The 20,205-nt window shown below is 73.6% G+C and carries 20 protein-coding genes, 1 other RNA gene and 2 pseudogenes; 10 read left to right on the top strand and 13 right to left on the bottom strand.

What is annotated here, in order from left to right; translation table 11 throughout:
- Positions 1–420 precede the first annotated feature (420 nt).
- The 4 genes from IE258_RS35965 to IE258_RS35950 form a co-directional block, all read right to left on the bottom strand.
- On the bottom strand, positions 421–1,053 hold the full coding sequence (locus IE258_RS35965; protein ID WP_127895412.1) for a response regulator transcription factor: 633 nt from the start codon (positions 1,051–1,053) through the stop codon (positions 421–423).
- Positions 1,054–1,284: 231 nt separating this feature from the next.
- Entirely contained in the window at positions 1,285–2,526 is a 1,242-nt protein-coding gene (locus IE258_RS35960; RefSeq protein WP_189750039.1) for a sensor histidine kinase, read from the bottom strand.
- A gap of 37 nt (positions 2,527–2,563) precedes the next feature.
- Complete coding sequence (locus IE258_RS35955) at positions 2,564–3,280, bottom strand: ABC transporter permease (RefSeq protein ID WP_127895410.1); 717 nt, start codon at positions 3,278–3,280, stop codon at positions 2,564–2,566.
- A gap of 13 nt (positions 3,281–3,293) precedes the next feature.
- Positions 3,294–4,220 carry an ABC transporter ATP-binding protein gene (locus tag IE258_RS35950; RefSeq protein ID WP_189750038.1) on the bottom strand — a complete coding sequence of 309 codons (927 nt, stop codon included), beginning with the start codon at positions 4,218–4,220 and terminating at the stop codon, positions 3,294–3,296.
- Between the two features lie 143 nt (positions 4,221–4,363).
- On the opposite strand from IE258_RS35950, the gene IE258_RS35945 reads away from it, so the two are divergent.
- Positions 4,364–5,269: a MaoC/PaaZ C-terminal domain-containing protein gene (locus IE258_RS35945; protein WP_189750037.1), complete on the top strand. Its 906-nt coding sequence runs from the start codon at positions 4,364–4,366 to the stop codon at positions 5,267–5,269.
- Between the two features lie 93 nt (positions 5,270–5,362).
- Here IE258_RS35945 and IE258_RS35940 read toward each other — a convergent pair whose 3' ends face one another.
- Together IE258_RS35940 and IE258_RS35935 are read right to left on the bottom strand one after the other, a co-directional pair.
- Complete coding sequence (locus IE258_RS35940; protein WP_127895408.1) at positions 5,363–5,530, bottom strand: hypothetical protein; 168 nt, start codon at positions 5,528–5,530, stop codon at positions 5,363–5,365.
- A gap of 97 nt (positions 5,531–5,627) precedes the next feature.
- Positions 5,628–6,902: a hypothetical protein gene (locus IE258_RS35935; RefSeq protein ID WP_189750036.1), complete on the bottom strand. Its 1,275-nt coding sequence runs from the start codon at positions 6,900–6,902 to the stop codon at positions 5,628–5,630.
- Positions 6,903–7,170: 268 nt separating this feature from the next.
- Here IE258_RS35935 and IE258_RS35930 point away from each other — a divergent pair, with 268 nt between their 5' ends.
- From IE258_RS35930 to IE258_RS35920, 3 genes are read left to right on the top strand one after another with little or no spacing between them, the layout of a single operon-like run.
- Positions 7,171–8,028: a Nif3-like dinuclear metal center hexameric protein gene (locus IE258_RS35930; RefSeq protein WP_189750035.1), complete on the top strand. Its 858-nt coding sequence runs from the start codon at positions 7,171–7,173 to the stop codon at positions 8,026–8,028.
- Positions 8,025–8,768, top strand: coding sequence for a zinc ribbon domain-containing protein (locus IE258_RS35925; RefSeq protein ID WP_161376523.1), 744 nt, complete (start codon positions 8,025–8,027; stop codon positions 8,766–8,768). The genes IE258_RS35930 and IE258_RS35925 overlap by 4 nt, the downstream gene beginning before the upstream one ends.
- Before the next feature lie 34 nt (positions 8,769–8,802).
- Entirely contained in the window at positions 8,803–10,305 is a 1,503-nt protein-coding gene (locus IE258_RS35920; RefSeq protein WP_189750034.1) for a bifunctional RNase H/acid phosphatase, read from the top strand.
- On the opposite strand, the gene eda is transcribed toward IE258_RS35920, so the two are convergent.
- The 4 genes from eda to IE258_RS35900 form a co-directional block, all read right to left on the bottom strand.
- A complete protein-coding gene (eda, locus tag IE258_RS35915) occupies positions 10,280–10,954 on the bottom strand; it encodes a bifunctional 4-hydroxy-2-oxoglutarate aldolase/2-dehydro-3-deoxy-phosphogluconate aldolase (RefSeq protein WP_189750033.1) in 675 nt (224 codons plus the stop codon). The genes IE258_RS35920 and eda overlap by 26 nt on opposite strands.
- 84 nt (positions 10,955–11,038) lie before the next feature.
- Complete coding sequence (gene yaaA / locus IE258_RS35910; protein WP_189750032.1) at positions 11,039–11,821, bottom strand: peroxide stress protein YaaA; 783 nt, start codon at positions 11,819–11,821, stop codon at positions 11,039–11,041.
- 39 nt (positions 11,822–11,860) lie between these two features.
- Positions 11,861–12,475, bottom strand: coding sequence for a hypothetical protein (locus IE258_RS35905; protein WP_189750031.1), 615 nt, complete (start codon positions 12,473–12,475; stop codon positions 11,861–11,863).
- Positions 12,472–13,233 (bottom strand): MerR family transcriptional regulator, encoded by a 762-nt coding sequence (locus IE258_RS35900; RefSeq protein ID WP_189750030.1) that lies wholly within the window; start codon positions 13,231–13,233, stop codon positions 12,472–12,474. The genes IE258_RS35905 and IE258_RS35900 overlap by 4 nt, the downstream gene beginning before the upstream one ends.
- A gap of 166 nt (positions 13,234–13,399) precedes the next feature.
- Here IE258_RS35900 and IE258_RS35895 point away from each other — a divergent pair, with 166 nt between their 5' ends.
- From IE258_RS35895 to rnpB, 4 genes and pseudogenes are all read left to right on the top strand, one after another.
- Positions 13,400–13,990 (top strand): Uma2 family endonuclease, encoded by a 591-nt coding sequence (locus IE258_RS35895; RefSeq protein WP_189750029.1) that lies wholly within the window; start codon positions 13,400–13,402, stop codon positions 13,988–13,990.
- 27 nt (positions 13,991–14,017) lie between these two features.
- Positions 14,018–14,854, top strand: coding sequence for an AraC family transcriptional regulator (locus IE258_RS35890; protein ID WP_189750028.1), 837 nt, complete (start codon positions 14,018–14,020; stop codon positions 14,852–14,854).
- A 19-nt stretch (positions 14,855–14,873) separates the two neighbouring features.
- Positions 14,874–15,701 (top strand): annotated as a pseudogene (locus IE258_RS42125) (DMT family transporter); the annotation flags it as partial.
- Positions 15,702–15,771: 70 nt separating this feature from the next.
- An RNA gene (gene rnpB / locus IE258_RS35880) (RNase P RNA component class A) lies at positions 15,772–16,173 on the top strand.
- Between the two features lie 58 nt (positions 16,174–16,231).
- On the opposite strand, the gene IE258_RS35875 is transcribed toward rnpB, so the two are convergent.
- Positions 16,232–16,873, bottom strand: a complete 642-nt coding sequence (locus IE258_RS35875; protein WP_189750027.1) for a LysE family translocator — start codon at positions 16,871–16,873, stop codon at positions 16,232–16,234.
- Between the two features lie 81 nt (positions 16,874–16,954).
- Positions 16,955–17,528, bottom strand: a pseudogene (locus tag IE258_RS35870) (LLM class oxidoreductase); the annotation flags it as partial.
- Positions 17,529–17,666: 138 nt separating this feature from the next.
- Between IE258_RS35870 and xynA the strand changes: the two are divergent.
- Both xynA and IE258_RS35860 read left to right on the top strand, forming a co-directional pair.
- Positions 17,667–18,680, top strand: coding sequence for an endo-1,4-beta-xylanase XynA (xynA, locus tag IE258_RS35865; protein WP_189750026.1), 1,014 nt, complete (start codon positions 17,667–17,669; stop codon positions 18,678–18,680).
- Positions 18,681–18,714: 34 nt separating this feature from the next.
- Positions 18,715–19,731 carry a polysaccharide deacetylase family protein gene (locus IE258_RS35860; protein WP_189750025.1) on the top strand — a complete coding sequence of 339 codons (1,017 nt, stop codon included), beginning with the start codon at positions 18,715–18,717 and terminating at the stop codon, positions 19,729–19,731.
- A 113-nt stretch (positions 19,732–19,844) separates the two neighbouring features.
- Here IE258_RS35860 and IE258_RS35855 read toward each other — a convergent pair whose 3' ends face one another.
- Complete coding sequence (locus tag IE258_RS35855) at positions 19,845–20,183, bottom strand: MazG-like family protein (RefSeq protein ID WP_159329134.1); 339 nt, start codon at positions 20,181–20,183, stop codon at positions 19,845–19,847.
- Between the last annotated feature and the right edge of the window lie 22 nt (positions 20,184–20,205).

Raw genomic sequence — 20,205 nt, 5'->3', positions numbered from 1 at the left:
CCCCGTTCTCCCGGGTTCACCGGAGCGCCCCAAAGGGGCGCGGGGCGGTGTCTATGCGCGGCTCCGCCGCGGGGGCGCGAGCAGCTTGCGTGATCCCCGTTCTCCTGGGTTCGCGGGAGCGCCCCAAAGGGGCGCGGGGCGGTGTCTATGCGCGGCTCCGCCGCGGGGGCGCGAGCAGCTTGCGTGATCCCCCTTCTCCCGGGTTCACCGGAGCGCCCCAAAGGGGCGCGGGGAACTGCGCGAGCAACCCCCACGGGCCCGCGCCCGACGAACCGCCCGCCCGGCCCGGGGCGATTCGGGGCGCCTCGTGTCGCCGGGGGTGCCCCTCAGGGGCGCGGGGAACTGCGCGAGCAACCCCCACCGGCCGCGGCCGACAAACCGCCCCGGCCCGTAGGCCGACAAGCCGCACCCGCAGCCCAGTCAGAGCCACCCCTGCCCCCGCGCCGCGCGGAGCGCCTCCGTTCGGTTGCGGGTGCCGGTCTTGCCGATCGCCGCGGACAGGTAGTTGCGGACCGTGGACTCGGACAGGTGCAGCGCGCCGGCGATGTCGGCGACCGTCGCGCCGTCCGCCGAGGCCCGCAGCACGTCGCACTCCCGCGCGGTGAGCGGACTCGGCCCCGCACTGAGCGCGGCCGCGGCCAGCGCGGGGTCGACGACCGTCTCCCCGGCCAGCACCCGGCGGATCGCACCGGCCAGCTCCTCCACCGGGCCGTCCTTGACCAGGAAACCGGCGGCGCCCGCCTCCATGGCCCGCCGCAGGTACCCGGGACGACCGAACGTGGTCAGGATCAGCACCCGGCAGTCCGGCGTCCGCGCGCGCAGCTCGGCTGCGGCGTCCAGGCCGCTCAGGCCCGGCAGTTCGATGTCGAGGAGGGCGACGTCGGGACGGTGCGCGAGCGCGGCGGGGACGATCTCGTCACCGGCCGCCACCTGCGCGACCACCTCGATGTCGTCCTCCAGCCCGAGCAGCAGCGCGAGCGCGCCCCGCATCATGCCCTGGTCCTCGGCGAGGAGGACGCGGACGGGGTCGGCGCGGGGCGTCTCGTCGGTCACGGGGCAAGGGTAGAGGGCGCGGCACCGGAGGCCGGGCGTCCCGAAGGCCGGGCGTCCCGAGGCCGGCGTGCACGGGAGGGCCGGGCGTCCTGGGGGGCGGGACATCGCGGAGGCCCGGCGCACCGGGGCCTGGCCCACCGGGGGCGGGGCATCCCGGAGGGCGGCATCCCGGGGGCGAGGCATCCCGGAGGCGCGGCGCACCAGGGGCCGGGCCTCCGGGATGCCCGGGTGCTACGCGGGCGCCACGCCGGCGGCGCCCGCCCCCACCGGCTCCCCCTCCGCCCGCACCGGCAGCTCCGCCGTCACCGAGAACCCGCCGCGCGGCTCCGCCCCCGCCGTCAGCGAACCGCCCGCCGTGGCGAGGCGTTCCCTGAGCCCGGTCAGACCGGTGCCCGGCCCCTGGGCGGCGACGGCGGCCCCCGCACCGTTGTCCGTGACCGTCAGCCGGACCCGGTCCGCGCTGCCCGCGACCGCGATCTCGCACCGGCTGGCGCCGCTGTGCCGTACGACGTTGGTGACCGCCTCCCGCACCACCCACCCGAGCAGCGCCTCCGCCTGCGGCGGCAGCGGCGGTCCTGAGCGGTGCACCACCGGGTCGACGTCCGCCGCGCTCAGCGCGGAGCGCGCCCGGTCCAGTTCGGTGCCGAGGCTGCCCTCCCGGTAGCCGGTGACCGCCTCGCGGACCTCGGTCAGCGCCTGGCGGCCGACCGACTCGATGTCCGTGACCTGGGTCAGCGCCGCGTCCAGGTCGCGGGGCGCCAGCCGCCGGGCGGCCTCCGACTTGACCACGATCACCGACAGCGTGTGCCCCAGCAGGTCGTGCAGGTCCCGCGAGAACCGCAGCCGTTCCTCCGCCACCGCCCGCGTGGCCAGTTCCTCCCTGGCGGCGCGCAACTGCCGTACGGCGTCGGACAGACTCAGGATCGCGGCCGTCACCATCGTCGAAAGGAAGGTCCCGTAGGCGATGTTCAGGCCGTTCCAGCCGTCCTTGACGCCTGCCACGACGCCCGCCGCCACCGCCAGCGACCAGCCCCACCGGCCCAGCCACCGGCCGCGCAGCGCCGCCCCGGCGGCCAGGCCGAGCAGCGGGAAGAACAGCAGCCAGCTGCCCCCGTACGCCAGCGCCAGACCGCAGGTCACCAGCGCCATGGCGGCCAGCGCCAGCCGGGTGGACGGCGACTCGCGCAACTCCTTGTCGAAGGAGCGGAAGGCGACGTAGATGTAGAGCGAGTTGAAGACGAACAGGCCCGCCCCGCCGATCCAGGGGTTGGAGTCGTTCCCCTGGAAGATGTTCGCGAGGCTGCCCAGACCCATCAGCAGCCACGGCAGCAGCGTGAAACCGGTGGGCGGCGGCCCCATCCGCTCCGACCGCTCGCCCGCCCCGGCCGCGTCGGCCGGATCCGACTGCCGTGCCAGCTGCCACGCGTCCAGGCGGCACGACATGCTGCGCAGCCGCCCTCGGGTCCCGGTCATGGGTGTCCGCTCCCTTCCACTTCGGCGCCCGCGGCGCTCAGTCGGTCGCCGCGCCGCGGCGGTAGGACAGGACGGCGTACGCGCCGAAGGCCAGCAGCCAGCCCGTCAGGACGAGAATGGCACCCCCGGGCGGCGCGTGCCCCGTGGCGACCGATGTGCCCAGCTGCGCGAAGCGGTTGGTCGGGGTGTACGCCGACACCGCGCGCAGCCACTCGGGGAACAGCGCCAGCGGGAACCACAGCCCGCCGAGCACCGCGAGACCCAGGTTGGCGACCATGTTCGCCACGCCCGTGGTCTGCCCGGTCAGCCGGTAGCCGTTGCCCAGCCCCAGCAGCGTGAAGGGCACCGACCCCAGCCACAGCAGCAGCGCCAGCGCCGCCCACTGCCAGGCGTCCAGCCGTACGCCGTTGACCAGGCCGCCCGCCGCGAGCACGGCCGTGATCGCGGGCAGCACGGTGACCGAGGCGGTCAGGGCCCGGCCCACGACCACCTGGTGCGGCCGCATCGGAGTCACCCGCAACTGCCGCAGCCAGCCGATGGCACGGTCCTCGGCCACCCCGCCGCCGGTGTTGAGCGCGGAGCCGACCGCGCCGTACGCGGCCATGCCGACCATCGCGCCCGTCTTCCACTCGCCCGCGTCGCCCCCGAGGTTGGTGAACAGCAGGTACATCAGCACCGGCACGGCGACACCGCCGACGACGAAGCCGGGGTCGCGCAGTGTGCGGCGCGTTTCGAGGAGCAGGTAGTCCCTCATCGCACGGTCTCCTTCATCGCACGGTCTCCTTCTCCGGCACCGGTGCCGTCGTCGTCAGGGCCAGGAACGCGTCGTCCAGGGACGCGGGGGCGACCTCCAGGCCGCGTATCGCGCCGAGCCGCGCGAGGGCGATCACGGTGGCGTCGGAGTCCTCGGTGCGCAGCACCGCGCGGTCGCCGCGCACCTCCAGCGTGCGCACCCCGGGCAGCAGCATGAGGTCCTCGGTGGGCCGCCCGGCCAGGTCGAAGGAGACGCGGCTGCCGCCCGCCGCCCGGCGCAGTTCGTCGCCGGTGCCGTCGGCGACGATCCGACCCCGGTCGACGACCAGGATCCGGTCGGCGTGCGCCTCGGCCTCCTCCAGGTAGTGGGTGGAGAAGAGGACCGTGCTGCCACGCCCGGTGTACGCCCGCATCGACCGCCAGAAGGCGTGCCGGGCCTCCACGTCCAGGGCGGCCGTCGGCTCGTCCAGGACCAGCAGGTCGGGGCGGCCGGCCAGGGCGAGGGCGAACCGCACGCGCTGGGTCTGCCCGCCGGACAGCCGGTCCACGCGCCGTCCGGCCAACTGCGCCAGCCCGGCCAGCTCCAGGGCCTCTCCCACGGGCATCGGCGCCGGATAACGGCCGGCCACGAAGGTCACCAGCTCGCCCACGGTGACCCGGGGCACCGCCCGCACCTCCTGGAGCATGGCTCCCACCCGGCCCGCGTGCACGGCTCGCTCCGGAGCCCCGCCGAACAGCTCCACGGCGCCCGCGTCGGGCGGGCACAGGCCGAGCAGCAGCGCGATCGTCGTCGACTTGCCCGCGCCGTTGCGGCCGAGCAGCGCGACCGTCTCGCCGCGCTCGATGCGCAGGTCCACGCCGTCGACGGCGCGGACGTCGCCGTAGGACTTGGCCGCTCCCGTGAAGGCCACGGCGGGGGTGGCGCCCTGTGTCGGTGTCATACCGGTGACGCTACGGAGCCGGCGGGCAGGGGCGGCAGATGCGGTTGTCCGGAGATCGGGAGGACAAATGTCACGGGCGGCCCGCGTCCCGTACGGTCGGGGCTGTCGTGATCGTCGTCGTGACCGGGAGGAGCAGCAGGGCCATGCCCATCGACGCGGCCGGGGCACTCGGCGCCGCACCCCGGGTCCGGGAGATCGCCTGGGACCACAAGGACGTCCAGCTCTACCACCTCGGCATCGGCGCCGGCCGGCCCGCCACCGACCCGGGCGAGCTGCGCTACACCCTGGAGACCCGGCTGCACGTCCTGCCGAGCTTCGCGACGGTGGCCGGGGGCGGCGCCCCCGGTGTGATCCGCGCGCTGTCCGTGCCCGGCGTCGACGTCGACCTCGCCCACGTCCTGCACGGCGGTCAGCGGCTGCGCCTGCACCGGCCCGTTCCGGTGCGGGGCCGGGCCACCGCCGCCGCACGCGTCGTCGCCGCGTACGACAAGGGCACGGCGGCCGTCCTCGTGCTGCGCACCGAGGTCACCGACGCGGACGGGCCGCTGTGGACCGACGAGGCCGAGGTCTACGTACGCGGGGAAGGCGGCTGGGGCGGCGAGCGGGGCCCGTCGGGACGCCCCTCACCACCGCCCGCCGAGCCCGCGGACCACGTCGCCGAGCGGGTCCTGAGGGAGGACCAGGCGCTGCTCTACCGGCTCTCCGGGGACTGGAACCCCCTGCACGCCGACCCGGAGTTCGCGGCGCGCGCGGGCTTCGAACGGCCGGTCCTGCACGGTCTGTGCAGCTACGGCGCCACGCTCAAGACGGTCGTGGACACGCTGCTGGACGGTGACGTGACCCGGGTGCGCGCCTACCGCACGCGGTTCGCCGGGGTGGTGTACCCGGGGGAGACGCTGCGGGTGCGGATGTGGCGGCCGGCCGGGGCGGAGCGGTACGGAGCGGAGGGCGGCGGGGCCGGGGAGGCCGGGGAGGTCCGGGTGGCGGTGAGTGCCGTCGAGCGCGACGACGCGCCCGTCCTCGCCGACACGGTCGTGCGATACGGGTGAACGACAGCGGCCCCGCCCGCCGGATACGACGAACGGGGCCGGAGCCGCTTGCTTTTCGCTTGCCTGTGCCTGTGTCGGTGCTTGTCCGTACCGTCAGGCGGCCGTCTCGGTCTCCTCGGCCGGCTTGCGGTGGCGGCCCTTGGGAGTCGCCACGGCCTCCTGGCTGGAGACCGGTCCACGGTGCTTGCCGTGGCCGGTGTCGGTCTCGGAAACGTCGGCACCGGCGGCCTGGATCGGCTGGGTCGTGCTGGCGTCGTTCATCGGAAGGAATTCACCCCGTCAACATGATCTTTCCTACAGCCGGGCGAGTCTAACCGGCACACCTCGGGCGGAATCCAGGCGGCCACGCCAACCGGCACTACTTCGTTACAAGCCGTGCCAGCGGGGCCTGTTGCAGCGGTACGGGGCGGGGTCGAGCGGGGGCGGGAGCGGCCGCCGGCGTGTCCGCGGCGCCGGGTTCGCCGGGCTCGCCGGGCCCACCCGAGGCCGAATCCTCCGGAGCTGAATCCTCCGGATTCCCGGGATCCGCCGGTCCCCCCGGCTCGCCCGGTTCCTCGGGCCGCTCGCCACCGGTGCCGGTGCCGGTGCCGGTGCCGGGAACGTCGGGTGCGGCGAGCCGGGCCACGCCGCACGGCGACCGCGGTGTGGAGCACGGCAGCCGCAGCTCCCCGTCCGGGGTCCACAGCCCGGCGCCCGTCAACCAGCCCTCGGGCGCCGGGAGATGCCGCACCTGCCGGTCGGCGGGCCGCCACACGCCGACCCAGCTGCCGAGGGCGCCGTCCACCCGCAGGGCCACCGCACAGCGCTCCGGGGTCAGCACCTGCCCCGGCTGGACGGCGAACGGCGTCACGACGCAGTCCGGCAGCCGCAGGCACTCCGGGAAGCGCACCGGCAGCGTGCTGCCCAGCACGCCCCAGCCGAGCCGCTCCCGCCCCGGGGAGGGGGCGTCCGAGCGGATCAGCACCAGTCCGCTGTCCGGGTCGGCCAGCAGGAGCCGGTCGTCACTGTCCGGGGCGATCTGCAGCAGCGGCGACACCTCGCCGCCCCGCTCCAGGTCCACCACGACCGCCTTGGTGCGCCCGCCGGTCTCCCGGTCCACCGCCAGTATCCGGCCGGTGCGGTCCAGCCAGACCCCGCCCGAGCAGCGGCCGGGGATCTCCGCCACCCGCTCGGGCCCGAAGGCGCCGCCCGCGACCTGCCACAGCACCGTCGACCGCGGACCGGCCGCGAGGGCGTACGCCCGCTCGCCGTCCGGGGCCGGCGGCAGCAGCCGCAGTCCGGTGGCCTCCGCCAGGCACTCGACCGCGCCCAGCGGCAGCTCGCCGGTGCCGGGCCCGGTCGGGTACAGCAGGGCGAAGACGTGCCGGCCGGCCGCGACCCGGTGGACCAGGACCCGCCCGTCGCCCATCGGCTGCACCTCGGTGCCCGGCTCCTCGGGCTGGTTGCCCGGCAGCGGCACCGCGTACGGCTCGGGGCCGTCCAGGGTCCAGCGCTCCGGGTACCAGGAGTCGCCGCCCTCCCCGCTCCGGGCGAGACGCGCGGCGTAGGCACCCTCCGCGGTGATGCTGCAGTCCGCCCGCGGGCCCCCGCCGTTCCCGGGGTCCGCCGAAGGCTCGATCGCACAGGCCGTCATCGTTCGGTCACCTCCGGCGACGAAGCTAGTTTTCGTACGCACGGGCGGGGGACCGGCAGCCGTCCCCATCACACATACGTGTGTCACAGGAACGATTCGCCTGAGGGAAGGGCACGGCGTGTGCTGTGCCGCACCGTCCGGTCGCGGCGGCGGACGACGGATACGTCCGCGAGTAGACCGGCGAGTTGATCCGTGAGTGAATCCGCGGGTACGCCCGCGGGCACTCCGCGGGTACAACGGCGCAGAACCTCCAGGTAGCCTTGCACGCGTGCCCCGTCTGTCAGAAGTCATCACCGCGCTGGACAACCTGTGGCCCGCCGAGCGGGCCGAGTCCTGGGACGCGGTCGGCACCGTCGTGGGCGAGCCCGACCAGGAGGTCACACGGGTCCTGTTCGCGGTGGACCCCGTCCAGGAGATCGTCGACGAGGCGGTGAAGCTGGGCGCCGACCTGCTCGTCACCCACCACCCGCTGTATCTGCGCGGGACGACGACGGTCTCCGCGGCCACCTTCAAGGGCCGCGTCGTGCACACGCTCATCAAGAACGACATCGCCCTGCACGTCGCCCACACCAACGCCGACACCGCCGACCCGGGCGTCTCCGACGCGCTGGCCGGCGCCCTTGACCTGAACGTCGTAGGGCCCCTGGTGCCGGACCCGAGCGACCCCGCGGGGCGCCGCGGCCTGGGCCGGGTGTGCGAGCTGCCGCACCCGCTGACCGTCCGCGAGCTGGCCGCCCGCGCCGCCGAGCGGCTGCCCGCCACGGCGCAGGGCATCCGCGTCGCCGGTGACCCCGAGGCGACCGTGCGCACCGTCGCCGTCAGCGGCGGCTCCGGCGACGGCCTCTTCGACCACGTGCGGGCGGCCGGCGTCGACGCCTTCCTCACCGCGGACCTCCGCCACCACCCCGTGTCCGAAGCCCGCGCCCACAGTCCCCTCGCGCTGCTCGACGCGGCGCACTGGGCCACCGAGTGGCCCTGGTGCGAGCTGGGCGCGGCCCAGCTCGACGAGATCTCCGACCGCAACGGCTGGGACCTCAGGGTCCACGTCTCGAAGACGGTCACCGACCCCTGGACCGCCCACGCGGCGTCCGCCCCGACCTCTAGCGCAATGGGAGCCCCCAACTGAAAGCCGCGCCCGCCGACCAGATCCGACTCCTCGACGTCCAGGGCCTCGACACGCGGCTCCAGCAGCTCGCGCACAAGCGCCGGTCCCTGCCCGAGCACGCCGAGATCGAGTCGCTGACCAAGGACCACACCCAGCTGCGCGACCTGCTCGTGGCCGCGCAGACCGAGGAGAGCGACTGCGCCCGCGAGCAGACCAAGGCCGAGCAGGACGTGGACCAGGTGCGCCAGCGCGCCGGGCGCGACCAGCAGCGCCTGGACTCCGGCGCCGTCACCTCCCCGAAGGACCTGGAGAACCTCCAGCGCGAGATCGCCTCCCTCGCCAAGCGCCAGGGCGACCTCGAGGACGTCGTCCTGGAGGTGATGGAGCGCCGCGAGTCCGCGCAGGAGCGGGTCGCCGAGCTGACCGAGCGGGTCGGCGCGGTCCAGGGCAAGATCGACGACGCCACCGCGCGCCGGGACGCGGCCGTCGAGGAGCTGGACGGCGAGGTGGCCTCGGTGACCAAGGAGCGCGAGGTCGTCGCGGGCTCCGTCCCCGAGGACCTGCTGAAGCTCTACGACAAGCTGCGCGAGCAGCAGGGCGGCGTCGGCGCGGCCAAGCTGTACCAGCGCAGCTGCCAGGGATGCCGCCAGGAGCTGGCCATCACGGAGCTGAGCGAGATCCGCTCCACGGCCCCCGACACGGTCGTACGCTGCGAGAACTGCCGCCGCATCCTGGTGCGCACCGCCGACTCCGGGCTGTAGGGGGCCGGTCGGTGACTGAGCGGTGGGAGACGCGGTGACCGGTTCCGCGCGGGAGTTCGTCGTCGAGGCCGACGGCGGGTCGCGGGGCAACCCGGGGCCCGCGGGCTACGGCGCGGTCGTGCTGGACGCGGCGACCGGGGAGACCCTGGTGGAGGCCGCCGAGTACCTCGGGGTCGTCACGAACAACGTCGCCGAGTACCGGGGCCTGCTGGCCGGTCTGCGCGCGGCCGGGGAACTGGACCCGGACGCCACCGTGCACGTCCGCATGGACTCCAAGCTGGTCGTCGAGCAGATGTCGGGCCGCTGGAAGATCAAGCACCCCGACATGAAGCCCCTGGCGGCCGAGGCGGCCCGCGTCTTCCCGCCGGGGCGCGTGACGTACGAGTGGATCCCCCGCGCGGACAACAAGCACGCCGACCGCCTGGCCAACGAGGCGATGGACGCGGGCGCACGCGGCGAACAGTGGTCGCCGTCCACGTCGACGGCGGAACTGGACGCGCGCGCCGCCGACCGCGCCGCACCCGCCGACCGCACGGCCGGATCCCGCCGGAGCGGGGACCGGGCGACCGCCGCACCCGCCGGCGCCGGAGAAGCCGCCGACGTGGCGGCCGCCGGCGGTGATGCTCCGTCCACGGGCGAGCGCCTGCCCCGGACGACGACGACCCGGACCGGCGCCGGGAGCGCGGTGTCCGGCGGTGCTGCCGCCGGAGGTGCGTCCCGGGGCGGCCGTGGGGAAGGCGACGGCGGTGAGGCTGCCGTCTCGGGCGACGGTGCGATCGCGGGGGAGCGTGTCCTGCGGGCGGCCCGGACCGGCGCCGGGAGCACGGTGCCCGGTGCCGCCGAGACCCCGGCGGCGGCCGATGTGCGGGCCGCGAAGGCCGTGGCCTCGCCCGGCTGGGGGCCGCCCGACATGGGCTCTCCCGCCACCTTCGTCCTGCTGCGGCACGGGGAGACGCCCCTCACCCCGCAGAAGCGGTTCTCCGGGAGCGGCGGCAGCGATCCGTCCCTGTCACCCGTAGGGCGCGAGCAGGCCGAGAGAGTTGCTGAGAGCCTCGCCCGGCGCGGCACCATCGAGGCGATCGTCGCCTCGCCCCTGGCCCGTACCCGCGAGACCGCAGGCATCGTCGCCGCCCGCCTGGGTCTGGCGGTGACGGTCGAGGAGGGGCTGCGCGAGACCGACTTCGGCGCGTGGGAAGGGCTCACCTTCGGCGAGGTGCGCGACCGGCACCCCGCCGACCTGGACGCCTGGCTGGCCTCCCCGGACGCGGAGCCGACCGGCGGCGGCGAGAGCTTCGCGGCCACCGCCACCCGGATCGCCGCCACCCGCGACAAGCTCGTCGCGGCGTACGCGGGCCGCACGGTGCTGCTGGTCTCCCACGTCACGCCGATCAAGACGTTCCTGCGGCTCGCCCTGGGCGCCCCGCCCGAGTCGCTGTTCCGGATGGAACTGTCGGCGGCATCACTGTCGGCCGTGGCGTACTACGCGGACGGCGGCGCCAGCGTCCGCCTGTTCAACGAGACGTCCCACCTGCGCTGAGTCCACCCGCGCCGAGCGCCGCCGCCTCGCGGGCCAGCGTCTCGACGCGTCCCCAGTCCCGGCCGGCCACCGCGTCCTTGGGCAGCATCCAACTGCCCCCGACACAGCCGACGTTGGGCAGCGCCAGGTACTCCGGCGCGGAGGCCGGGGTGATGCCGCCGGTTGGGCAGAAGCGCGCCTGCGGCAGCGGCGCGGCGAGCGCCTTGAGATAGGCGGTGCCGCCCGCTGCCTCGGCCGGGAAGAACTTCATCTCCCGCACCCCGCGCTCCAGCAGCGCCACCACCTCCGACGTGGTCGACACCCCCGGCAGGAACGGCACCCCGGACCCCCGCATGGCCTCCAGCAGTACGTCCGTCCACCCCGGGCTGACCAGGAACCGAGCCCCGGCCGCCACCACGTCCGCGACCTGCTCCGGCGTGATGACCGTGCCCGCGCCGACCACCGCACCCGGTACCTCAGCGGCGATGGCCCTGATCGCGTCGAGGGCGACCGGCGTCCGCAGCGTCACCTCGATCGCGGGCAGCCCGCCGGCGACGAGCGCCCTGGCGAGCGGCACGGCGTCGGCGAGGTCGTCGACGACCACGACGGGCACCACGGGCGCGAGATCCAGCACCGAGGCGGCGGGGGAGGAGGGCAGCGGAGAACTCATGCCCTCATCGTGCCGCCGAAACGCACTCTCTGCAATCGCCGTTGCATGCGACGCAACGGGGGTGGGTGTGATCGAGGGGTCGGGTCAGTGGACCTCGTCCACGAGCACGTCCAGCGACCACGGCCGACCGGCCTTCGCGGGCGCCTCCGCCTCCACCTCGTACCCCAGCTCGCGCAGCGCCTCCACCAGCTCCGCCGGCCCCTCGGGCCCGGTCCCGGACGCCAGCAGGCTCCGTACGATCCGCCCCTTGGTCGCCTTGTTGAAGTGGCTGACCACCTTCCGCGTCGGCGCGTGCAGCACCCGCACCGTCGCCGTCCGCGAGGCGACCTCGCCCTTCGGCTTCCACGCCGCCGCGTACGCCGACGACCGCAGGTCGAGCACCAGCCCGTTCCCGGCCGCCTCCGGCAGCACCTCGGCCATCGGCATCCGCCAGTGCGCGCCCAGCGCCCCGAGACCGGGCAGCTTCACGCCCATCGAGCACCGGTAGGAGGGAATCCGGTCGGTCACCCGCACGGCACCCCACAACCCCGAGAAGACCAGCAGAGACCTGGCCGCCCGCCGCTTGGCGGCGGCGTCCAGCGAGGCCAGGTCCAGGGCGTCGTACAGCACCCCGGTGTAGATCTCGCCGGCCGGGCGCGCCCCCGCCGTCAGCAGCTCCACGTTCTTGGCGACCTCGCCGCGCAGGCCCTCGCTCAGCCCGAGCACCTCGCGCGCCTTCTCCTCGTCGCCGGCGCACAGCTCGACCAGTTCGCCGAGGACGGCCTCCCGGGCCGCGGTGAGCCCCGGCAGGGACAGCGACCCGGTCTTCAACGGGGCGCCCCGGCCGGACGCGGCCTTCCCCTCGGACGGCGGCAGCAGGACAAGCACACGTACTCCTTCACATCGAGCCGGCTCCCCGGCCCCCGGTCAGGGTACGGCGTCCCCCGCCCGCGCCCGCTCGACGGCCCGTACCAGCGCCCCGGGGTCGTCGGCGTGACACCGCACCACGCGCACCTCGCGCCGGCGCCCGAAGAAGGAGACGTGGGCGACGGGCTCGGCGAGCTCGACGGTGACGGAGGTCTGGGACCCCACGGCGAGAGCGAGTTCCCCGTCGGCGGGCTCGTGCGTCGTGCGCAGCTCGCGCCGGACGGAGGCGATCCGCTCCAGCGGTATCCGTACGTCGACGTGGATGCCCCGCCGGATCCGCAGCGTCCCGGCGGCCGGGTCCAGGACGTGCGGCCGGACCACGGACGCGGCGTGCAGCCCGACCACCATCACGACGGTGTACACGTCCAGCACCAGCACCACGTGGTGCACGGCGGGCCAGTCCCGCAGCAGCAGGGACATCATCACGGACTCGACGACACACACGAACGCGAACCCGGCCATCATCGCGCCCTGGCCCCGCGCGTACCCGAAGGCGGACCCGCCGGCCGCCGCGTCGTGCGTCCGCCGGGCGGCCCACAACCACAGGCTCGCCCACAGCCGCAGCTCGTGCCTCACGAGCAGGTACGGAAACGTGGCGGGACCGGTGCCCCTCACGACCGCCGTCCCCGGGAGGCGATCTCCATGGCCCGCCGGACCGCCTCCGCCTGGGCCGGCGCGAAGTCGGCGTACAGGGCGCGCAGGAGACCGTGGCCGGGGTCGAGGTCGAAGCCGTCCTCGGGCAGCAGCTCCGCGGGCATGCAGTCGGCGAGCAGGCGGGCCGCCTCCGCGACGCGGGGGTCGTCGGCTCCGGCGTCGGCCAGTTCGTCGAGCAGCGCATAGGCGCGGCGGGCCCGCGCCGCCGCCTCCGGCGAACCCAGGGCCTCGCGCATCGCGGCCAGCAGCCCCTCCCGCTCCTCCGGGGCGACGGTGCTCTCCAGCAGCACCAGCATCTCCCGGTCCCGCAGGGCCATCGGCGAGCCGGACACGTCCCCGATCCCGGCGAACAGCTCGGCCAGCTCCGGCGAGACCGGCCCCTCGGGCGGCACCCCGCCCTCCGCCTCCAGCAGCGCCCGCAGCCGCGTCCGGCGCTCCCGGATCGCCGCCTCCTGCCGCGCGAGATCCGCGTCCAGCTCCTCCAGTACCTCGGCGAGGTCCTTCCCGGCATCGTCCGCGAGCACGTCGCGCACCTCCGCCAGCCCGAGTCCCAACTCGGTCAGCCGCCTGATCCTGGCCAGCACGACGAAGTGCCGCAACGTGTACGTCCGGTACCCGTTGGCCAGCCGCTCCGGTTCGGGCAGCAGGCCCTGGTGGTGGTAGTGCCGCACGGTCCGCGTGGTGACGCCGACGGCGTCGGCGAGTTCTCCGATCCGCATGGCCCCAGTAGAAACGTTGACGTTGCGACAGGGTCAAGCGCGACAGGTTCGCCTTCCGGACAGCGACGCCGATCCTGTGCCACGATCGAGGGAACGGTTCCCGATCTCTCGGACAGGTGATCAGTCGATGCCCCAGCCTGGCGAGCGACCGAAGGAGGGGCGTGACATGACTGCCATGGCCCATGAGCCGCTCACGCAGGCGGACGTCCTGCTGGAGGGGTTCCTCGCCCTGGACACGCCGGAAGGCTTCCGGGCCGAGTTGATCGAGGGGGAGATCGTTGTGACGCCGCCGCCGGACGGGGATCACGAGGACTACATCAACTTGATCGTGAAGCAGGTGATCAGGAGGTCCAGGACGGACATGGACGTTTCCGGGAACAAGGGGCTGAGGCTCAGAGGCGGACTTGACCTTCCCATGGATCACGTCATCCCGGACGCCACTTTCGCCCCCACCGACCTGCGCCTGTATCGCGGCGCCGACCCCTGGATGCCCTGCCAGGGAGTCGCCATGGTCCTGGAGGTGACGTCGAGCAAACCCCGGGTCGACCGCGAGGCCAAGCGCCGCTGCTACGCGGGTGGCGGCATCCCCCTCTATCTGCTGGTCGACCGGCACGCGTCCTCGATCACTCTGTTCAGCACCCCGCAGAAGATCGACCACCGCGACGACTACCGAGAGCACTGCACTCGTCCCCTGGGCAAGTCACTCGCTCTCCCCGCCCCCTTCTCCTTCGACCTGGACACCACCGACTTCCTCTGATCCCGTAGGGGCAGGGGGTGGGCAGCGGTGGACGCACGCGGCGAGCAGGCACGCTGGACCAGGGCGCGGCTGGGTGCGGGCGGCCCGCCCCTCGACCTCCTCACCGCCTGCTTCGACCGGCACGTCTACGCCCCGCACGCCCACGACGAGTACACGGTCGGCGTCACCGTCGGCGGCCTGGAGGTCATCGCCTACCGGGGCGGTCACATCCGCTCGGGTCCGGGCTCCATCGTCGTCCTGGAACCGGGCGAGGTGCACACCGGCGGCCCCGCCGCCCCCGTGGGCTACTCGTACCGAGCCCTGTACGCGGCCCCGAACCTCCTCACCGACGGCACCCGCACTGCCGTCGCCCTCCCGCACTTCCGCGAGCCCGTCATCGACGACCCCGAACTCGCCGCCGCCCTGCGCGCCGCACACACGGACCTGGCCCGCTGCCCCGACCCCCTGGAGGCGGAGTCCCGCCTGCCCTGGCTGCTCACGGCGCTGGCCCGCCGCCACTCCACGGCCCGCGCGGCCGACGACACGGTCCCCGGCGCCGACCGCGTCGCCCGCGTCGTACGCGACCGCCTCGCCGACGAACTCCTCGCGCCGCCGTCCCTCGCGGCCCTCGCCACCGACCTCGGCCTGTCCCGCTACCAACTCCTGCGGGCCTTCCGTACGTCGACGGGGATGCCGCCGTACGCCTGGCTCGCCCAGCACCGGGTGGCCAGGGCGCGCGGACTCCTGGACGCGGGTCTGCGCCCCGCCGAGGTGGCGGCGCTGGTGGGCTTCGCCGACCAGGCTCACCTGACCCGCTGGTTCCGCCGGGTCCTCGGGGTGACCCCTGCGGCGTACCGCAACAGCGTTCAAGACCGCGCGGGGTGAGGCGGCCGAGACTCGCCGCATGACTGCACGCGGCTGGTTCCTGTTCTCCCTGATGGGAGTGGTCTGGGGTGTCCCCTACCTGATGATCAAGGTGGCGGTGGACGAGGTGTCCCCGTCCGGAGTGGTGTTCGCGCGCTGCGCGCTGGGCGCGGCGCTCCTGCTCCCCTTCGCCCTGCGCAAGGGAGACCTCTACGGCACCGTACGGCGCCACTGGAAGCCGATGCTGGCCTTCGCCGTGATCGAGATCATCGGCCCCTGGTGGACCCTGACGGACGCCGAACGGCACCTGTCCAGCTCCACCGCCGGGCTGCTGATCGCGGGCGTGCCGATCGTCGGCGTCCTCCTGGCCCGCTTCTTCGGCGCCGCGGAACGGGTCGGCGCCCGCCGCATCACCGGACTCGGCCTCGGCCTCGGGGGCGTCGCCGTCCTCACCGTGCCGCACCTCACCGGCGGCGACGCCCGCTCGCTGGCCGAGGTGCTGGTGACGGTCGTCGGTTACGCCACCGCCCCGCTGATCGCCGCCCGCCACCTCAAGGACGTCCCCACCCTCCAGCTCATCACCCCCTGCCTCACCCTGGCCGCCGTCGTCTACGCCCCCGCCGCCTTCCTGACCCGGCCCACCACTCTCCCGTCCGGCGAGGCCCTGGCAGCCCTGGCGGGACTCGGCGTCGTCTGCACCGCGATCGCCTTCGTGGCCTTCCTGGAGCTGATCAAGGAGGTCGGCCCGGTCCGCGCCGGCGTCATCACCTACGTCAACCCGGCGGTCGCCGTCGCCGCGGGCGCCCTGCTCCTGGACGAGGACCTGACCCTCGGCATCGGAGTCGCCTTCACCCTGATCCTGGCCGGCTCGGTCCTCGCGACGGCCGCCGCCGGTCCGGGGCGGGAGGTCCGCCGGGTACCATGGTCGACACGGCAGACGAGCCGGGCGGGCGGCCGCGTGGAGTCCCTCACGGGACTTCCCGAGGAACGTCCGGGCTCCACAGGGCAGGGTGATGGCTAACGGCCACCCGGGGTGACCCGCGGGACAGTGCCACAGAAAGCAGACCGCCGGAGGCTTCGGCCCCCGGTAAGGGTGAAACGGTGGTGTAAGAGACCACCAGTGCCCAGGGCGACCTGGGCAGCTAGGTAAACCCCACCCGGAGCAAGGTCAAGAGGGGGCACCCAGGTGCCCCTGCGCGGACGATCGAGGGCTGCCCGCCCGAGTCCGCGGGTAGACCGCTGGAGGCCGGTGGCAACGCCGGCCCTAGATGGATGGCCGTCGCCGACGGGACCGCGAGGCCCCGTCGGAACAGAACCCGGCGTACAGCCCGACTCGTCTGCCGCTCACCGCCCCGGGGAGGGGCGGTGGTGCCGTGGCCCGAGCCGAATCCGCGCGCGTCAGTCCTTGCGCCCCGTCGCCGCGACCGTGACGCCCAGGCCGATCATCGTGAGGCCGCCGATGCCGCCGACCAGGGAGAGCCGCCGGGGGGAGCGGGCGAACCACTCCCGACCGGTCGCCGCGGCCAGTCCCCACACGCTGTCGCAGGCCACCGCGATGAGGTTGAAGACCAGGCCCAGCATCAGCATCTGGGCCACCACTTGTCCCTGGGCGCGGTCCACGAACTGGGGGAGCACCGCGGCGAAGAACACCATCGTCTTGGGGTTGGCCACCCCGACCGCGAATCCCTCCCACAGGGTGCGCAGACCGCCCCCGCGCGCGCTCCCGTCCGTGGTGACCGCGGCCTGCAACGAGCCGCGCTTCCGCCAGGCCCGCACGCCCAGGTACACCAGGTAGGCCGCGCCGACGAGCTTCAGCGCCGTGAAGACGAGGACCGAGCGCTCCACGACCGACCCGACGCCGAGCGCCACCGCCACGACGAGCACATAGGCGCCCACCGTGTTCCCCACGACCGTGGTCAGCGCGGCCCGGCGGCCCTGGGCCAGCGCCCGTCCGATCACGAACAGCACGCTGGGCCCGGGGACCACGATCAGCAGGAACGACATCGCCGCGAAGGCGAGCAAGCGCTCGGAGGACACCATGGCCTCATCGAAGCACGGCCGGGTGCCGGGTCTCAGCCCTTTTTCGCGGGGTCCTGACCCTGCCGCCATGCAGCCTTGCCCTCACCCGAACCCCGGCATCACCCGCTCCGCGATCAGCCGCAGCTGGGTGTTCACGTCCGCCGCCCCTGGCAGGTCCCGGCCCGTGAACGTCTGCACCAGGGCGCGGTCGGTGATCGCGCAGATCATGTGGTTGACGCCGCTGGGTGCGATGTCCCGTTCGATCTTCTCCCGGCACTCCTCGGGCGTGCCCGCGACCGAGAGGCGGTCGGCGATCTCCGGGGTGGTCAGCTCGATGCCGCGGGCCAGGTCGCCGGCGCCGATCGCGTCGATGACCGGCTTCAGTTCCGCCGGGTCGACGCCCCCGCATCGCGCCGAGCTTCAGCCGGTCCTGCACCGGGCGGGCGAAGGTGAACAGGCCGTCGTAGGAGAAGAACTCGCCCTCGTGCGTGATGGTGCCCTCGTCGAGGAAGGTGCGCATCACGTGCAGGGCTTCCTTGACCCGGGACAGCGGCCTGGTGCGGGCCCAGTCGATGCGAGCGGGGGTTCGAAATTTTCGGACCTGCTTATTCTCTTTTCCGAGTACTCCGGTGAGATGGTTTTGCGTGGCTGGTGCTTGCTTGTGATGAAGGGGCTCTGGTCTGCGCTTTCGTGTCGCGTGCAATGCCTCCTTGGCGGCCGAAGGTTTCGAAATATTTACCGAAACTGTTGACGCTTGATGGGTGCAGGTCAACACTGTCGCCGTTGTCCGCACCCGCAGGAGAGGAACACCCCCATGAACCTGCTCGTCCAACCAAGGCGTCGCAGACGCGGTCTCGTGACCCTGCTCGTCCGGAGCGCCTGGGCCGTCGCCCTCGCCGCCCTCGCCGCGCTGATGCTGCCGGGCACAGCCCAGGCCGACACGGTCGTCACGACCAACCAGGAGGGCACCAACAACGGCTACTACTACTCGTTCTGGACCGACAGCCAGGGCACCGTCTCCATGAACATGGGCTCCGGCGGGCAGTACAGCACCTCGTGGCGCAACACCGGCAACTTCGTCGCGGGCAAGGGCTGGAGCAACGGCGGGCGCAGGACCGTGCAGTACTCGGGCAGCTTCAACCCGTCCGGCAACGCCTACCTGGCGCTCTACGGGTGGACGTCGAACCCGCTCGTCGAGTACTACATCGTCGACAACTGGGGCACCTACCGGCCCACGGGCGAGTTCAAGGGCACCGTCACCAGCGACGGCGGCACCTACGACATCTACAAGACGACCCGCGTCAACAAGCCCTCCGTCGAGGGCACTCGCACCTTCGACCAGTACTGGAGCGTCCGGCAGTCGAAGCGGACCGGCGGCACCATCACCACCGGCAACCACTTCGACGCGTGGGCGCGGGCCGGGATGCCGCTGGGCAACTTCAGCTACTACATGATCATGGCCACCGAGGGGTACCAGAGCAGCGGCAGTTCCAACATCAACGTCGGGGGGACCGGCGGGGGCGACAACGGGGGCGGTGGCGACAACGGTGGTGGCGGTGGTGGTGCCTGTACCGCGACGTTGTCCGCCGGACAGAAGTGGGGCGACCGGTACAACCTCAATGTCTCCGTGAGCGGTGCGAGTGACTGGACGGTGACGATGAACGTGCCGTCCCCGGCGAAGGTCATGTCGACCTGGAACGTCAACGCGAGTTATCCGAGCGCGCAGACGCTGACCGCCAAGTCCAACGGCAGCGGCAACACCTGGGGTGCCACCATCCAGGCCAACGGCAACTGGACCTGGCCCAGCGTGTCCTGCAGCGCGGCCTGACCCACGGCACCAGCGGAGAGGAGAAATCACTCGTATGCGTACCAGTACCGGAATACGCGCGTCCGCGCGCACCCTGCGCACCCTGGCCTCCGGTGTCGCCGTCACGGCGCTCGCCGCCGCGGGCACCGTCGCGGCCGGAACCGCTCCGGCCCAGGCCGCGGCGTGCAACGGCTATGTCGGGCTCACCTTCGACGACGGCCCCTCCGGCAGCACCCAGTCCCTGCTCAACGCGCTCAGGCAGAACGGGCTGCGGGCCACCATGTTCAACCAGGGGCAGTACGCCGCCCAGAATCCCTCGCTGGTCCGGGCCCAGGTCGACGCCGGGATGTGGGTCGCCAACCACAGCTACACCCACCCGCACATGACCCAGCTCAGCCAGGCGCAGATGGACTCGGAGATCTCCCGGACCCAGCAGGCGATCGCGGGCGCGGGCGGCGGGACGCCCAAGCTGTTCCGCCCGCCCTACGGCGAGACCAACGCGACGCTCCGATCGGTCGAGGCCAAGTACGGGCTGACCGAGGTGATCTGGGACGTCGACTCCCAGGACTGGAACAACGCAAGTACCGACGCGATCGTGCAAGCCGTCTCGCGGCTCGGCAACGGCCAGGTCATCCTCATGCACGACTGGCCGGCCAACACGCTCGCGGCCATCCCGCGCATCGCCCAGACCCTGGCGAACAAGGGGCTGTGCTCCGGCATGATCTCGCCGCAGACCGGCCGTGCGGTCGCCCCCGACGGTGGGGGCGACAACGGGGGCGGTGGCGACAACGGTGGTGGCGGTGGTGGTGCCTGTACCGCGACGTTGTCCGCCGGACAGAAGTGGGGCGACCGGTACAACCTCAATGTCTCCGTGAGCGGTGCGAGTGACTGGACGGTGACGATGAACGTGCCGTCCCCGGCGAAGGTCATGTCGACCTGGAACGTCAACGCGAGTTATCCGAGCGCGCAGACGCTGACCGCCAAGTCCAACGGCAGCGGCAACACCTGGGGTGCCACCATCCAGGCCAACGGCAACTGGACCTGGCCCAGCGTGTCCTGCAGCGCGGCCTGACCCGGCCGGCCCCGACCGGCCCGCACCCGTGACCGACTCCCACGGGTGCGGGCCTCCCGGGGCACGGGGCCAGGGGCCGAGGGCGGGGGGCTGGGGGCCTCGGTCCTGGTCCCTCACTCACCCAGCGAGCGCCCCGCCACCCGTGCCAGATGCCGGCCGAAGACCTCTCGGGCCTCGGGTGTCAGGGTGCGCAGGGCCACCATCGCCGTGATCACGACGTCGCACAGCTCCGCCTCCACGTCGTCCCAGGTGTGGGTGACGCCCTTCCTCGGGTTCTGCCCGGTCGCGCCGATCACCGCCTCGGCGACCTCGCCGACCTCCTCCGACAGCTTCAGCATGCGCAGCAGCAGGCCCTCCCGGCCGCCGACGGGCTGGTCCGCCTCCAGCCACTTCCACAGATCGTCGATCGTGCTCCAGAGGTCGGCTCGCGCGCCGTCAGGGTGGTCGCTCATGGGGAGCAGCGTGCCATGGCCG

This window comes from Streptomyces tendae (assembly GCF_014650435.1).
Classification (GTDB): domain Bacteria; phylum Actinomycetota; class Actinomycetes; order Streptomycetales; family Streptomycetaceae; genus Streptomyces; species Streptomyces tendae.
This window is presented reverse-complemented; position numbering and strand designations above follow the sequence as displayed.

Bases quoted from the DNA above. Each gene is read 5' to 3' on its own strand.
- IE258_RS35960 (WP_189750039.1), bottom strand. From the start codon at position 2,526: ATGACCGGGACCCGAGGGCGGCTGCGCAGCATGTCGTGCCGCCTGGAC.
- IE258_RS35955 (WP_127895410.1), bottom strand. From the start codon at position 3,280: ATGAGGGACTACCTGCTCCTCGAAACGCGCCGCACACTGCGCGACCCC.
- IE258_RS35950 (WP_189750038.1), bottom strand. From the start codon at position 4,220: ATGACACCGACACAGGGCGCCACCCCCGCCGTGGCCTTCACGGGAGCG.
- IE258_RS35945 (WP_189750037.1), top strand. From the start codon at position 4,364: ATGCCCATCGACGCGGCCGGGGCACTCGGCGCCGCACCCCGGGTCCGG.
- IE258_RS35940 (WP_127895408.1), bottom strand. From the start codon at position 5,530: ATGAACGACGCCAGCACGACCCAGCCGATCCAGGCCGCCGGTGCCGAC.
- IE258_RS35935 (WP_189750036.1), bottom strand. From the start codon at position 6,902: ATGACGGCCTGTGCGATCGAGCCTTCGGCGGACCCCGGGAACGGCGGG.
- eda (WP_189750033.1), bottom strand. From the start codon at position 10,954: ATGAGTTCTCCGCTGCCCTCCTCCCCCGCCGCCTCGGTGCTGGATCTC.
- IE258_RS35900 (WP_189750030.1), bottom strand. From the start codon at position 13,233: ATGCGGATCGGAGAACTCGCCGACGCCGTCGGCGTCACCACGCGGACC.
- IE258_RS35895 (WP_189750029.1), top strand. From the start codon at position 13,400: ATGACTGCCATGGCCCATGAGCCGCTCACGCAGGCGGACGTCCTGCTG.
- IE258_RS35875 (WP_189750027.1), bottom strand. From the start codon at position 16,873: ATGGTGTCCTCCGAGCGCTTGCTCGCCTTCGCGGCGATGTCGTTCCTG.
- xynA (WP_189750026.1), top strand. From the start codon at position 17,667: ATGAACCTGCTCGTCCAACCAAGGCGTCGCAGACGCGGTCTCGTGACC.
- IE258_RS35860 (WP_189750025.1), top strand. From the start codon at position 18,715: ATGCGTACCAGTACCGGAATACGCGCGTCCGCGCGCACCCTGCGCACC.
- IE258_RS35855 (WP_159329134.1), bottom strand. From the start codon at position 20,183: ATGAGCGACCACCCTGACGGCGCGCGAGCCGACCTCTGGAGCACGATC.